Origin of the sequence: Picosynechococcus sp. PCC 7117, from assembly GCF_001693275.1 — a bacterium.
GTDB lineage: Bacteria > Cyanobacteriota > Cyanobacteriia > Cyanobacteriales > MRBY01 > MRBY01.
On the sequence record NZ_CP016477.1, the window covers coordinates 2,427,735 to 2,441,639 of the forward strand.

12 protein-coding genes are annotated in these 13,905 nt (G+C 50.8%); 8 read left to right on the top strand and 4 right to left on the bottom strand.

The annotated features are described in order from the left end of the window. Positions 1-332: 332 nt before the first annotated feature. Positions 333-1,139, bottom strand: coding sequence for a class D beta-lactamase (gene blaOXA, locus AWQ22_RS11730; RefSeq protein WP_232321361.1), 807 nt, complete (start codon positions 1,137-1,139; stop codon positions 333-335). Between the two features lie 212 nt (positions 1,140-1,351). Here blaOXA and AWQ22_RS11735 point away from each other — a divergent pair, with 212 nt between their 5' ends. The 5 genes from AWQ22_RS11735 (at position 1,352) to AWQ22_RS11755 (ending at position 6,226) form a co-directional block, all read left to right on the top strand. After that, a complete protein-coding gene (locus AWQ22_RS11735; protein ID WP_012307932.1) occupies positions 1,352-1,870 on the top strand; it encodes a hypothetical protein in 519 nt (172 codons plus the stop codon). Between the two features lie 9 nt (positions 1,871-1,879). After that, a complete protein-coding gene (locus AWQ22_RS11740; protein ID WP_065711200.1) occupies positions 1,880-2,302 on the top strand; it encodes a YraN family protein in 423 nt (140 codons plus the stop codon). A gap of 48 nt (positions 2,303-2,350) precedes the next feature. Beyond that, on the top strand, positions 2,351-3,841 hold the full coding sequence (locus AWQ22_RS11745; protein WP_065711201.1) for a BCD family MFS transporter: 1,491 nt from the start codon (positions 2,351-2,353) through the stop codon (positions 3,839-3,841). Between the two features lie 66 nt (positions 3,842-3,907). Further along, positions 3,908-4,837 carry a UDP-glucuronic acid decarboxylase family protein gene (locus AWQ22_RS11750; RefSeq protein WP_065711202.1) on the top strand — a complete coding sequence of 310 codons (930 nt, stop codon included), beginning with the start codon at positions 3,908-3,910 and terminating at the stop codon, positions 4,835-4,837. Positions 4,838-4,876: 39 nt separating this feature from the next. Further along, complete coding sequence (locus AWQ22_RS11755) at positions 4,877-6,226, top strand: UDP-glucose/GDP-mannose dehydrogenase family protein (protein WP_065711203.1); 1,350 nt, start codon at positions 4,877-4,879, stop codon at positions 6,224-6,226. A 12-nt stretch (positions 6,227-6,238) separates the two neighbouring features. Here the strand turns inward: AWQ22_RS11755 and sbcD are convergent, their stop codons facing one another. Continuing rightward, a complete protein-coding gene (gene sbcD / locus AWQ22_RS11760; RefSeq protein ID WP_065711204.1) occupies positions 6,239-7,465 on the bottom strand; it encodes an exonuclease subunit SbcD in 1,227 nt (408 codons plus the stop codon). On the opposite strand from sbcD, the gene AWQ22_RS11765 reads away from it, so the two are divergent. From AWQ22_RS11765 to AWQ22_RS11775, 3 genes are read left to right on the top strand one after another with little or no spacing between them, the layout of a single operon-like run. Continuing rightward, positions 7,433-9,016, top strand: coding sequence for a peptidoglycan-binding protein (locus AWQ22_RS11765; protein ID WP_198166494.1), 1,584 nt, complete (start codon positions 7,433-7,435; stop codon positions 9,014-9,016). The genes sbcD and AWQ22_RS11765 overlap by 33 nt on opposite strands. Next, positions 9,013-9,855: a type I methionyl aminopeptidase gene (map, locus tag AWQ22_RS11770; protein ID WP_065711206.1), complete on the top strand. Its 843-nt coding sequence runs from the start codon at positions 9,013-9,015 to the stop codon at positions 9,853-9,855. Before AWQ22_RS11765 ends, map begins: the two co-directional genes overlap by 4 nt. Before the next feature lie 58 nt (positions 9,856-9,913). Beyond that, the gene (locus AWQ22_RS11775; protein ID WP_065711207.1) at positions 9,914-11,236 is read left to right on the top strand and encodes a DUF3370 domain-containing protein; all 1,323 of its coding nucleotides are present in this window, start codon (positions 9,914-9,916) and stop codon (positions 11,234-11,236) included. A gap of 1 nt (position 11,237) precedes the next feature. Here the strand turns inward: AWQ22_RS11775 and corA are convergent, their stop codons facing one another. Both corA and AWQ22_RS11785 read right to left on the bottom strand, forming a co-directional pair. After that, on the bottom strand, positions 11,238-12,389 hold the full coding sequence (gene corA / locus AWQ22_RS11780; protein ID WP_065711208.1) for a magnesium/cobalt transporter CorA: 1,152 nt from the start codon (positions 12,387-12,389) through the stop codon (positions 11,238-11,240). A 92-nt stretch (positions 12,390-12,481) separates the two neighbouring features. Next, positions 12,482-13,900: a ferredoxin:protochlorophyllide reductase (ATP-dependent) subunit N gene (locus AWQ22_RS11785; RefSeq protein ID WP_065711209.1), complete on the bottom strand. Its 1,419-nt coding sequence runs from the start codon at positions 13,898-13,900 to the stop codon at positions 12,482-12,484. Between the last annotated feature and the right edge of the window lie 5 nt (positions 13,901-13,905).

Consider the following 13,905-nt stretch of genomic DNA (forward strand, 5'->3'; position numbering starts at 1 on the left):
TGGCTCATGGCTAATAATTACCGTAGCGGGCTATCGTGTCGGCAAAAAATTAGAGGCGAGGTCAGGGTTTAAAAGCAAACACCTTTGGCTATCTCTATGGGCAACCTTACTACCAATCGCGATTATTTTGCTCCATCAGTTAGGTAATGGCAACCTCGGCCCCAAATCTCCACAAGAACGTTGTCACGACTATTGTCTTTATCATGGCTATCAATCCAGCAGCACATCGCCACAGAACTCTGGCGGACAAACCTGTAGTTGCCTGGGACAGTATGGTGCGGTGGAAAGAATACAGCCGATTGATCAATTGCCACGCTGAAGGGCGGAAGCGGTCAAGGCAAAATCCCCAATTCCTGTAAACAGCGACGGGTAACCTCCAGGCGAGCGGAACCATCTTGGGGACTATTGATATCAATGTTGGTCGCAAAAAAGTACACATCATCGCCCCGTTCCACATAGCCCACATACCAACCAATATTCTGAACTCCGGGGTTCCCAAAACCAAACCAGCCTGTTTTGGCTCGAATCGTGTAATTGGGGGTTTGTTCAGCGATCATGATTTCCTTGACCATGGCGATCGCCTTTTCCGAAAAAGGTAATTCATTGGCATAGAGACGGCGCACAAAGTCCACTTGACCTTGGGGGGTGATTTGTAATGTGCCATTCAGCCAAAACTGATCAATATTCTCTAGAGCGCCAATGGTTTGATTGCCATAGGCGATCGCCTCGATCCACTGTTTCATCCGGTCATGGCCCGTCCGCCGTGCGAGGACTTGGTAAAACCACACCGCCGAATGTTTAAAGGCTTCCTTGAGATTCAGATCCCGATTCCACACCGGTAATTCCCGCGTAATCCCATCCCAGGTGAGTAACGCCAGCTCATTGGGGATTACCCCCGTTTCGAGGGCAATCAAGGAATTGGGAATTTTAAAAGTTGACGCGACCGGAAAAGCGGTGCGGTTGCGGTGGGCATTGTACTGAAAAGTCCGGTTGGCTTTCAGATCGTAGATTAGAATCGATCCCTCCAGCCTTAAGGCTTGGAAATGCTGCTGGAAATCAACCGTCTCCGATACTGTGGTAAGGGACGGGGGCGCTGCTGCCAATCCTGGTGAATCGCTAGACAGGGTGTATATCCCCATGAAGGATAAGGAAGTTCCTATCAGCAATGCTACGGTTCGGAAGGGGATCAAGGCAGGCATAATTGCACAGGGTAATCGCTTATCACTTCATCCTAGGGCCAAAGAGTTACGTTGAATTTGGTTTCATGCCTTGTTTGTCGATGTTCCCAAAGAATCATTCAAGGCGATCGCCTACAATCAAACTTTGAAGATTCCATTGGTTTGTCGTTGCTATGAATTATCTGATCGCCGTATTCCCAGACCGTATGACCGCCGAAGAAGCCTATACCCAACTGGAAAAAGCTAAAGTTCCCACCAAACATCTAGCTATTGTTGGTCAAGGCTACCAAACCGCCGATGAATTTGGCTTTATCGATCCCTCTAAGCAGGGGCGCAAGCGAGCAAAATTGATGGCCTATTGGCTAATCCCCTTCGGCTTCTTTGGGGGTTTTGTCTTCGATTACATTACGGGGTTAGATACCTTCGCCTGGGCTGGCACACCGGGTAATCATATTGTCGGGGGTCTCGCTGGAGCTGTTGGCGGGGCCATGGGGAGCTATTTCGTCGGCACAACCGTTGGTTTGGCGGTGGGGAGTGGCGATGCCCTGCCCTATCGCAATCGCCTCAATGCAGGGAAATACCTTGTGATTTATAAATATGAGTTGAACAAATACCGCGATTTGGTGACCCGGCTTCTCCAGGAACAAAATCCGGAAAATCTCCAGGGCTATTCAGAATCTGGAGGGATGTAAGCATTTGCCATGGCCGACACCCCTTCACCCAAAAAATTAGCGGCCCTTGCCGTTGGTGAGCAGGGAGAGCTTTTTGTAGAGCAGCACCTCGAAAGCCAAGGTTGGCAAATTGTCGCAACCCGTTGGCGCTGTCGTTGGGGAGAATTGGATCTGGTGGCGTTCCATGCCCAGACAAAAATTCTTGCTTTTGTAGAGGTAAAAACCCGACAACAGCACAGCTTGGATTATCAAGGTTTACTGGCGATCACCCCCAGCAAACAACGCAAAACCGTCCGGGCAGCTCTGCAATTTCTAGGCAATTTTCCCCAATATGAAACCTACGGTTGTCGCTTTGATGTGGCCCTTGTCACCTACAGCAAAACTGCAACCTTTCCCCAGGGTTTCCGCCTAGCTACTTACTTGGAAGGGGCATTCGAGGCCGATGCATTCTAGAATGTAGGGTGTTTTCCGTGATTCTTAAAGCCCTGTGGCGATCGCCCCATGACCACTTCTGAACTTAGCCCCACCTCCGCACAAAATTTACCTACCGTTGGCCCATTTACCATGTTTCGCCTGGGACTTTTTAACCTGGGTTTGGGTCTGATGGCGGTGTTAACCCTAGCGGTGCTCAACCGGGTGATGATTAGTGAACTGGATATTCCGGCGACGGTGACGGCAGGGGCTTTGGCAGTACCACAATTTATGGCTCCAGCGCGGGTCTGGTTCGGGCAACTGTCCGACAGCAAAAAGATTTTTAAGCTCCACCGCAGTGGCTATGTCTGGATTGGGACGGTGTTGTTCGGTTCGGCAATCTTTGTGGCGGTACAAATCGTCTGGCAGTTGGCCCTAGCGGTACGAGAAAATGGCGGCTGGGCCTGGTCTGGAGAGATGTTGCTGTGGGCGATCGCCCTGGGGGCAGTGCTCGGTTTCTATGGCCTGGCCCTCAGTTCTACATCCACCCCCTTTACGGCGCTGTTGGTGGATATTTCCGATGAAAATAATCGCTCAAAAATTGTGGCGGTGGTCTGGTCGATGTTGTTGCTGGGGGTTGTGATTGGCGGGATCAGTGGCAGTATTTTCCTCGATCAGGTACAACAAGCCGGGGTCATCCTGGGGGCCAATGCCGGAGCAATCATCACCCAAGGGGAAAAGCTCCTGAATACGCCCATCGAAAGTTTACAGGGGCCAATTAATTCTCTTTTTCTAGTCGTGCCGGCGATCACCTTTGGTTTGGGGCTACTCGGTATCCTTGGGATCGAACGCAAATATTCTCGCTTTAGTCGACGGACTGCCCCCACAACGCGGGAAGACCAAATCACCTTTCGGGACTCCATTAAAGTCGTCCGTAGCAGTCCACAAACAGCCATTTTCTTTAACTTTCTGGTAACTTTTACAATCAGCCTATTTATGCAAGAAGCCGTGCTGGAACCCTATGGCGGTGAAGTGTTTGGGATGTCCATCGGCGAAAGTACCCTGCTCAATTCCTACTGGGGGATCGGTGTTCTCGTGGGCTATAGCGTGACCGGATTTTTGGTGGTGCCGCGCCTAGGGAAGAAAAATACTGCCCGTTTAGGTTGTTTGCTCACAGCGGCTTGTTTCTTTTTAATCATTTTGGCCGGGTTCACCCAACAGCCCCAGATCCTCAGATATGCTCTCGTTCTCTTTGGGATGGCCACGGGGATCGGTACCATTGGCGCGATTAGTTTAATGCTTGATCTCACCGCCGCCGAAACCGCTGGTACTTTCATTGGCACCTGGGCGCTGGCCCAAGCGATGTCCCGGGCGATCGCCACTTTAATGGGGGGAGTCGTGTTAGATATTGGGCGGGCGATTTTTCAAACCCCCCTCTTGGCCTACAGTTCTGTTTTTGTGCTCCAAGCCGTGGGGATGTTCAGTGCCATTTTTATTCTCAATAACGTGAATATCCGTGAATTCAAAGAAAATACCAGGCAGGCGATCGCCACGATCCTCGAAGGAGAACTAGATGGCTAGACAAAGTGTCTATCTCTCGCTACCGTTAGGAAAACCATCTGAACAGTCATCGTTCCAGAACTAACCATGCGAATTCTAGTGACCGGCGGCGCAGGGTTCATCGGCTCCCATCTCATTGATCGCCTGATGACCGAAGGCCATGAAGTCATTTGCCTCGATAACTTTTACACAGGCCGCAAGCATAACCTTTTGCAGTGGATTGGCAACCCCTACTTTGAAATGGTGCGCCACGACATCACCGAACCGATCCGCCTCGAAGTGGATCAGGTTTACCACCTCGCTTGTCCTGCCTCACCGATCCATTACCAGTTCAACGCCATCAAAACCGTTAAAACCAATGTCATGGGCACCCTAAATATGCTGGGGTTAGCCAAACGGGTCAAAGCGAGAATTCTGTTGGCGTCTACCTCTGAAGTCTATGGCGATCCAGATGTCCATCCCCAGCCCGAGACTTACCATGGCAATGTGAATCCAATTGGGGTTCGCTCCTGTTACGACGAGGGGAAGCGGATGGCGGAAACCCTGGCTTTTGATTACCACCGCTCTAATAATGTTGATATCCGTGTCGCCCGAATTTTTAATACCTATGGCCCCAATATGTTGCCGAATGATGGGCGGGTAGTGAGTAATTTTATCGTCCAAGCCTTGCAAGGCAAACCACTGACGGTCTATGGGGATGGTTCCCAAACCCGGAGTTTTTGCTACGTAAGTGATTTGGTCGAAGGTTTGATTCGTTTGATGAACCGAGACTTTATCGGCCCTGTCAATTTAGGGAATCCCGATGAGTACACGATTTTGGAGTTGGCCCAAACGATTCAGAATATGGTCAATCCTGATGTTGAGGTGGCCTTTGAGCCGCTGCCCCAGGATGATCCGCGTCAACGGCAACCGGACATTACCCGTGCTAAAACCTACTTGGATTGGCAGCCAACGGTGCCCCTCAAGGTGGGCTTAGAAAAAACGATCGCCTATTTCCGCGATCGCCTCGCAGAATAACTAACGGACAACAACACGAGAAATTCACTAGAAATTGCGATGAAAGTTTGTGTAATTGGAACGGGTTACGTGGGCTTGGTCACAGGGGTTTGCCTGGCGCACATGGGCCATGATGTCGTCTGCATCGACAATAATGAGCAGAAAATCAAGCTCATGCAGGCGGGGCGATCGCCGATCTATGAACCCGGTCTAGCGGAACTGATGCAGCAGAAAATGGCCACCGGACGCTTGCAATTTAGTACAGACCTCAGTTTTGGTGTCAATCATGGGGAAATTCTGTTTATCGCTGTGGGTACCCCAGCCTTGCCAACGGGGGAAAGCGACACCCGCTATGTGGAGGCCGTGGCGAAGGGCATTGGTGAACATTTACCCGCCGATAGTTACAAAGTAATTGTTAACAAATCAACGGTTCCGATTGGGTCGGGGGACTGGGTGCGGATGATTGTCCTCGATGGAGTCAAACAGAAACAAAACGGCCATACGGTGCAGTTTGATGTGGTCAGTAACCCCGAATTTCTCCGGGAAGGGTCAGCAATTTTCGATACTTTTAACCCCGATCGCATTGTTCTAGGTAGTAGCAACTCCAAGGCGATCGCCTTGATGAAACAGCTTTATGATCCCCTCATCCAAGGGCAATTTAGCGCGCCAGAACACCCCAAACCGATTCCGGTGGTGGAAACTGACCTAAATTCCGCCGAAATGATTAAATATGCCGCCAATGCTTTCCTCGCAACGAAAATTAGCTTTATTAATGAAGTGGCGAATGTGTGCGATCGCGTGGGAGCAGACATTCTCCAGGTGGCGAAGGGCATCGGCCTCGATAGTCGCATTGGCAATAAATTTCTCCAGGCAGGCTTGGGTTGGGGCGGTTCTTGTTTCCCGAAAGATGTGGCCGCTTTAGTACACACTGCCGAAGATTATGGCTACCAGGCGCAACTCCTCGCAGCGGCAGTGACGGTGAATAATCGGCAAAAATTAATCGTCGTCGAAAAACTCCAACAGGAATTGAAAATTCTTAAGGGGAAAACCATTGGTTTGTTGGGGTTAACCTTCAAGCCAGACACCGATGATATGCGCGATGCTCCATCCCTGAAGCTGATTGCAGAACTTAATCGTCTAGGAGCACGGGTAAAAGCCTACGATCCGATTGTGTCCCAAAATGGCATTGGTCACGGCCTATCAGGGGTGATCATCGAAGATAGCCCAGAAATGTTAGCGGACACCTGTGATGCTTTGGTTTTAGTCACAGACTGGCAAGAATTCTTGCACCTCGACTATGGACAATTAGGCGATCGCCTCCAAAATCGGTTGATCATCGATGGCCGGAATTTCCTCGACCGAGACGCCCTCGAAACCCTGGGGTTCCGCTATGTGGGCATTGGCCATTAAGTGTTTTAAGCTTCAAGTTGAGGTTTGTGACATCAGTTCTGTGGCAGTTTCGCGCATGGCCAGGGCAATATCCTGCAAATCCTCGCGGTTCGTGAGGTAAGTATCTAGGGCATTCATCGGATCGAGGGATTGACCAATGCCCAGTTCCGGTAGACGGGGCCGGGACAGTTGGCTCACCAGTTCCGCTTGAATGGAAGCTTGATGGGCGGCTTTGAGGGCTTTTCTGAGGGCACGTTGGTCAATGAGTTCTGTCTGTTCGGGGCGAATTTTGTAGATGAGGCGGACAACGGTATCGGTGATCGAAACCTGTGCAATTTCGTTGAGAATCGCAGTTTCTGGCTCGTCTGCGTCGCTCACATCAATTTTGATCGTGCGGAACGCCCGGGCCGGGAGGGGCACAAATTCCCAATCCGCTTGACCTTTGCGGAGGTTGATTAAAACATAGCCCTTTGCTTCTTTTTCCTCGCTAAAATCAACCCGTTCAATGCTGCCAGGATAGATAATCGGGGGATCATTGCTGGGGTTGAGGTTTTGGTGGCGGTGCACGTGGCCGAGGGCTACATAATCGAGTTCAGAACGATTTAAGAAGGCCACTGGAATGTTAAAGCCTTTGCCCACAGCGAGGAAGCGCTCGGCCCCCAGGTTGGCGCGGTCGGCCATCAGATGACCCGCCAGGATCGCGGGAATTTCGGGATCGAGGCGACGAATTTCTGCTTCGAGGATCGGTTCGAGTTTCTGAAGGAGGATCTGGTGAATTTCGTTGAGGGTTTTGCCTTCGGTTTGTTGCCGGGTGAGGAGGGTGGCTTGGTTCAGCCAGGGCAGGGTAATGATTTGCAGGGGGCCTTTGGGCAGTTCGAGGGTGTGGGTGCGGAGGCGATCGCCCACGATAAAACCAGGCACCGCCAGGGTGCGATAGATATTTAAACTAGCGCCCCCATTGCCTTGGGAATATTGGTCATGGTTGCCGACGACAAGCACCGCCGGGATATTGTGGGCGACAAGGCGGCGAAATTGGCCCGCAAAGGCTTCGTGAATGTAGGGGGCGGGGGTGGCATCGGGGAAGGCATCCCCAGCAAAAATAACAAGGTCTACGGGGTCGGCGATCGCCCGGTCGATACAAAGCCCTAGGGTCTGCTCAAAATCTTCGAGGCGGGAATTGAGTCCGGTTTCTGGGTTCACCCGGCCATGGGAAAAACCGCTGCCCATATGGATATCGGCGAAGTGAAGAATTCTGAACATGGTGGCGGTGGTTTATTGTTTGATTTCTTACAATGGAAGGCGATCGCCCCTCCCATCACCCCCAATCATAATATGAAGCGTCACCGTGAGTCCGCCACCACTGTCTGTGAACGTCCTTCCCTCAAACGCCCCCGGCAACTGCAATGCCAGGCGATCGCCAATGATGATGTGGGTTATTTGCAAGCTTTTTTGCGGGCTGCTGGATTTTTACCCCGTTCGGCGGTGATTGACGGCATTTTTGGGCGCACCACGGAAGCGGCGGTTCGGTCATTTCAACGGGCGAATAAATTGCCGAAAACGGGCACCGTTGATCCCCGCACCTGGCGAACCATTGAACGTTATCAACAATTATTTTTAGCTTCTCCCGCGACGGCTGAACCTCCCTCCGAACAGGCCCCGGAACCCACTTCCCTTTTGCAACAAGATCGGCCCGAAAAACTTCTGTTGCGCCGGGGGGCTGGCTTTGAAATTTCGCCCCAACAGCAGGCCGTATATTATCTGCAAAAATTGCTGCAACGGGGTTTATTTATCCCAGAAACGGCCAAGCTGGACGGAAAGTTTGGTCGGCAAACGGAAAATGGGGTGAAGTTTTTTCAGGTGCGCCAAAAATTGGTGACCGATGGCATTGTGGGACTGTCCACCTGGGAAGCTTTGGAAAAATTCGTTTGGGATCAAGAGGTGATCGCCAAAAAATATGCTGATTTGCAACATTTTGCCAGTGGGGAATTTCAAGCCAGTGACCGCAAATATCCCATCCTTCACTTGGGCGATGGTTTAGCGACGCCTCAACTCCACGCCTCGGTGCGCTATTTACAACGCTTGCTGCAGCGGTTGCTGTCCCTGGAGCATTTCCCCATTGATGGTCACTTTGGCCCCCAAACTGAACAGGCGGTTAGACGCTTTCAGATGATTGCGGAATTAACCATTGATGGCGTCGTTGGTGCTCAAACTTGGATGACGCTTTTGAATCAATGGGTGGAAGTTTATCTACCCCTACGCCCCCTCAGAAGCTATGGCGATCGCCTGATTGCCTCCTTAGAAAATCATCCCCATCAGGATGCCGCCCGCAAAACGATTCCGATGCTTTTAGAAACCTGCCAACGTTGCGGGATCATCGAACCGACTCAAGTGGCTTATATTCTCGCTACGGCGGGCTATGCAGGGAATTTTGGTGCCAGTCTTGTGGAGCCGACCCCAGACCCAAACCTCGAAAGTCGCCGCGATTTGGGAAATATCCAACCGGGCGATGGACTGCGCTACCAGGGCCGGGGCTTCGTAAAAATTGCGGGTCGGTTAAACTATACCCGGTGGGGCGATCGCACCGGGGTTAACCTTGTCGATCACCCAGACTTTGCTGCCGAACCTCACCTCGCGGCGATCATCCTCGTGCTGGGGCTACGCGACGGTTCGTTTACGGGCCAAAAATTAGACGATTACCTCAATGGCGATCGCCAAGATTTTTACCATGCCCGGCGCATTGTCGCGGATCTCGATCCCGCCGCCGCAATAATTGCCCAATCTGCCATTGATTTCTTCAAGGTACTCCATTGAAACAGTTACTCAATCTTCTGATCCCCGAACCCAAAAAAGCCCAAGTGGGCCTCCCCCGTCGCCGTAAAAAAAGCAAAGTCAAAATCAAAACCGCCGCTGAAATTGCGATTATGCGGCAATCGGCGCGGATTGTCGCCACCGTCCTTAAGGAAATGAGTGAGATCATCAAGCCGGGGATGACGACCCTCGAAGTGGATGCCTATGCCGAACAGCGGATCCGCGAAATGGGCGCGACACCGAGCTTTAAAGGCTACTACGGTTTTCCCGGTTCGATCTGTATCTCGATCAACGATGAAGTTGTCCATGGCATTCCCCGGGCCGATAAACGCATCCACCAAGGGGATATCGTCAAAGTCGATACGGGGGCCTTCTTCAATGGCTACCATGGCGATTCTTGTATTACCGTCGGCGTTGGCAAAAAGATTAAACCAGAGGCCAAACGGCTAATGCAGGCAGCCGAAGAAGCGCTCTACAAAGGCATTGAGCAGGTAAAAGCAGGCAATACGCTCCTGGATATTGCCGGGGCCGTGGAAGACCATGTGCACAGCTACGGTTACCAGGTGGTGGAAGATTTTACAGGCCATGGGGTCGGCCAAGCGCTCCATGAGGAGCCATCGGTGTTTAACTTCCGTACCCGTGACCTGCCCAATGTCATCCTAGAAGCGGGCATGGTGTTGGCGATCGAACCGATTGTCAATGCTAAAACCAAGGAAACCATTACCCTCGAAGACAAATGGACGGTGATTACCCCCGATAAGTCCCTGTCGGCCCAGTTTGAACATACGGTGCTGGTGACGGAAACGGGCTACGAAATCCTCACGGATCGCGATCTGGTGTAATTACCCAAAAAGCGAAAAAACTCAATACAATGGGCGGCAATGTGTGTGGAATGTTGGTATGTTTTTTCCCTTCTTTATTGCCCAAGCGCCGCCCCCAGTTGAAATTGTCCGTCCCCAGGAAGTACGAGTTTTACCAGGGCAGTTAGACCAAATCCCTGTGTTTAATAGCAACAGCCCAGAAAAGGTGTTGGGGGAAGGAATTCTGCTGTCCACATTTCCCGCCACTGGCAAAACCCATCCAGATGCCCACCTAGATTTTTCTTTTTCGGGACGGTTTGATCTGTTTGCCCACCACGTCGCCCAGGGTTCCCCGGAGGATCTACGCAGTCTGCACATTGGGGCGATCGCCTACAATCCGAGCGATCAACCCGTTACCCTTTATTTTCTCAATGGAGCCAGTTATTTAAGTCAACCGGATGCCCCTTTTATTGCCCTTGATCCCCAAGTGCCGAATCCGAGGGGGAATGTTTACGCCGGGCCGGGCAGTCGGGTAATGGATAATCTGCTGCGCCGTCGTCTCCAGGAACAGTTTCCGAAGCAGTTGACCATCGCCCCCCAGAGCTACCAGATGATTTTTGATCTGCCGATTCCGGTGCGGGAATTGGAACCGCCCCTCAATGGTCGCTCGACCTACCTGGAGTTAACCAGCACTGGCCCCGTGTATGTGGCGAGTTTAGCCCTCTTTGAAAAACCCGATGGTCAAGGTGATTTCCGGCCTCCCACCCTGGCAGAATGGCAAGCGCTCTTAGAAATGGGGGAACTCTCTAGCCCCCGCGATCGCCCTCCCTCCGTTCCCGGTGCTCCAGGGGGACTAATCTATGGTCGGGTGGCTGGCGTTTCTGAAGGCAGCACTTGGAAAACCCAAATTTATGACAGTCCCACCTGGGATCTCACGATTCCTGCCCCAGGGGAAGCCTTTTCCTATGGCATTAGCACCCTCGTCGGCGGCACCCATGGCACGGGCCAGATCCAAACGGCAGAAATGTTGCGTCGCTATCCTGATACCGCCTATGCTGCTCACGGCAACTATGGGGTGCTCTACGATTTGACCCTGCCCCTCCACAATCCCACCGAGGCAACCCAAACCGTGGCGATCGCCCTTGAAACTCCTATCAAACAAGATGCCACCGACGAGGCTTTGCGCTTTTTTGATCCCCTGCCGACGGCGACCTTTTTCCGGGGGCCAGTGCGGGTCAACTACAAAGACGATACGGGCCGCTTGCGTACCGATTATTTCCACCTCGTGCAAAAGCGTGGCCAAGCCGGAGAACCCCTCGTCACCTTGGAAATGCCCCCAGGCGATCGCCGTTTAGTGAATATCCAACTGCGCTATCCTCCCGATGCCACACCGCCCCAGGTATTAACTGTTAAAACAGAATAGTTTAATGAAAATTACTAATTTTGAGCCAGCCTTTACGTCGGAAAAAAAGGAGTAAATAACTGGTGATCGCCCCCATAATTCCCAAACAAAAAAGATAACCCAGTGGCCAATTCAACTCTGGCATATTCCAGGGTGACTTTTCAGTATTGAAATTCATCCCATAAATCCCAGCAATAAAAGTCAAGGGAATAAAAATCGTCGAAATCACCGTTAGCAGTTGCATCACTTCATTCATGCGATTGCTCACTGCGGATAAATAAACATCCATTAGCCCAGACGCTAATTCTCGGTAGGTTTCGATCACATCAATGATCATCACTGTATGGTCATAACAATCCCGAAGATAGCGCTTTACATCTTCCCTAACCAGTGGATGGCCGTCTCGAATTAACGTATTGAGAGCATCCCTTTGTGGCCAGATCGCCCGGCGTAAAGCTAATAATTCCCGCTTTATTTGATGGATTTCGGTCAGGGTTGCCGGGGTTGGGGCGACGACAACTTTGTCTTCTAAATCTTCAAGGCGATCGCCTAAGGTTTCAAGCACCGGAAAAAAACCGTCAATTACCGCATCCCAAAGGGCATAGGCCAAAAAATCGGCCCCCTGGTGCCGCATTAAACCCTGATTTAAACTAAGGCGATCACGTATTCTCCCAAAACAATCCGCTTCAGACTCTTCCTGCACCGTCAAAAGATAATGCGCCGATAAAACTAAACTCACCTGCTCCAACCAAAAACCAGGATGATTCGGCTTGAGCATCACCATCTGAGTGATAATCAATAATTGATCCTGTTGTTCCTCTATTTTGGGCCGCTGAGGGACATTTGCAACATCTTCTAAAATCAGTGGGTGTAACCGAAAAGTTTCTCCTATTGCCTGAAATGTATTTGCATCACTCACTCCCCCAATATCAATCCAAGAAACAGAGTCTGTTTGTAGATAAGGATGACATTTTTCTAGGGAAATATCGTCGATTTTCAAGTAATGATTATCATCATAATCGATTAAAGTAATCCGGGGCTGAGATACTTTTTGGGGAATCCGTAAAGTCCCTTGAATACTGCCAGGTGAATGATAAGAATAACTAAATAATTTTTGATTTTTCCTACTTGCCTGACTTGAAAAACGATATTTCTTAAAGAGATTTTGATGCATATTTAGCACAACCGGAGCTATTTCAAGATAAAAAATAAAGGCGGGTTCACATTGATTGTGTTTACGCCTTTATTTTGTCATCAACTATTGCACTAGACCAATGCTTTATCTCTGACCAACTTATCCCAACCAAGATCCTTGAGGTTGTTGTTGCGGCGCAAAGGTCGCGTCACCAACTCTAGAATGTCCCGCGCATTGGTAAAGCCGTGAATCTGGGCAAAGGTAAATTCCACTGACCACTTCGTATTGATTCCCCGCGCTTCCAAAGGATTCGCATGGGCCATGCCTGTAATCACCAAGTCCGGTTGCAGGGCGTTAATCCGTTGAATTTGGTTGTAATTGTCGGGTTTTTCGACAATTTTGGGGATCGGCGTTCCCATTTCTTGGCAGGTGCGCGCCAGGAAATCCAGTTCTGCTTTTTGGTAACGCTTGTCCATGTAGGGAATGCCAATTTCAGCGACGGTCATACCACAGCGAATTAGGAACCGGGCAAGGGAAATTTCGAGTAAGTTGTCCCCCATAAAAAAGACCGATTTGCCGCGAATGAGCTGGAGATAGTCTTCTAAACTCTCCCAGATTTGTGCTTCCCGTTCTGCTAAGCCCTGGGGTTCGATGTCCAGCACGGAGCAGATTTTTTCTACCCAAGCTCTAGTGCCGTCGGGGCCAATGGGGAAAGGAGCACCAACGAGCTTACATTTGCGGCGACGCATCAGGGTAGTGGCAGTGCGGCTGAGAAATGGATTCACTCCCGCCACGTAATAGCCTTCTTGCACAACGGGTAATTCTGTATAGAGCTTGGTGGGGAGCCAACCAGAGACTTTAACGCCCTGCTTCTTCAGTTCGTGTTCCAGGTTTGCCGCCACGGGATCGGGTAAAGAGCCAAACAAAATTAAGGGATGATGCTCTTTTTGTTCCGTTTGCACAGGGGGCGCGTCTTCTTTTTTCTTGAGGCCCAAATTTAAAAGTTTTTGGAAGCGAGTGGCGGCAGCGGCATCTTCTTCTTTTTCTTTTGCTGGGGCCGGGGGTTCGCTGGGACAACGATTCGCCATTGCTGCGAGGACGGTATCTTCACCTTGGGTGAAAGCATAATCTAGGCCATTGGCACGGGCGACCACGATGGGAATGCCGATTTCTTCTTCGAGGCGCGGCGAAAAGCCTTCGAGATCCATTTTGATAATCTCGGTGGTGCAGGTACCGATAAAGACAATCACGCTGGGATTGCGATCGCGCTTGATTTGTAGACAGAGCCGTTTGAGTTCGTCGTAATCGTTGAGTTGGGCAGAAATATCACCCTCTTCGAGTTCGGCCATGGCGTAGCGGGGTTCGGCGAAGATCATCACGCCCATGGCATTTTGTAAGAAATAGCCGCAGGTTTTGGTGCCGATGACTAGGAAAAAGCTATCTTCAATTTTCTGATAAAGCCAAGCGACGCAACTGATCGGACAAAAGGTGTGATAATTGCCTGTTTCGCAATCAAAGGTTAAGTTCGGGGTTTCTTGAGCAACGGTCATAAAAG

Excerpts from the sequence above, each read along its gene's own strand:
- blaOXA (WP_232321361.1), bottom strand. The coding sequence starts at position 1,139 with ATGGGGATATACACCCTGTCTAGCGATTCACCAGGATTGGCAGCAGCG.
- AWQ22_RS11735 (WP_012307932.1), top strand. The coding sequence starts at position 1,352 with ATGAATTATCTGATCGCCGTATTCCCAGACCGTATGACCGCCGAAGAA.
- AWQ22_RS11740 (WP_065711200.1), top strand. The coding sequence starts at position 1,880 with ATGGCCGACACCCCTTCACCCAAAAAATTAGCGGCCCTTGCCGTTGGT.
- AWQ22_RS11745 (WP_065711201.1), top strand. The coding sequence starts at position 2,351 with ATGACCACTTCTGAACTTAGCCCCACCTCCGCACAAAATTTACCTACC.
- AWQ22_RS11750 (WP_065711202.1), top strand. The coding sequence starts at position 3,908 with ATGCGAATTCTAGTGACCGGCGGCGCAGGGTTCATCGGCTCCCATCTC.
- AWQ22_RS11755 (WP_065711203.1), top strand. The coding sequence starts at position 4,877 with ATGAAAGTTTGTGTAATTGGAACGGGTTACGTGGGCTTGGTCACAGGG.
- AWQ22_RS11765 (WP_198166494.1), top strand. The coding sequence starts at position 7,433 with ATGGATATCGGCGAAGTGAAGAATTCTGAACATGGTGGCGGTGGTTTA.
- sbcD (WP_065711204.1), bottom strand. The coding sequence starts at position 7,465 with ATGTTCAGAATTCTTCACTTCGCCGATATCCATATGGGCAGCGGTTTT.
- AWQ22_RS11775 (WP_065711207.1), top strand. The coding sequence starts at position 9,914 with ATGTTTTTTCCCTTCTTTATTGCCCAAGCGCCGCCCCCAGTTGAAATT.
- corA (WP_065711208.1), bottom strand. The coding sequence starts at position 12,389 with ATGCATCAAAATCTCTTTAAGAAATATCGTTTTTCAAGTCAGGCAAGT.
- AWQ22_RS11785 (WP_065711209.1), bottom strand. The coding sequence starts at position 13,900 with ATGACCGTTGCTCAAGAAACCCCGAACTTAACCTTTGATTGCGAAACA.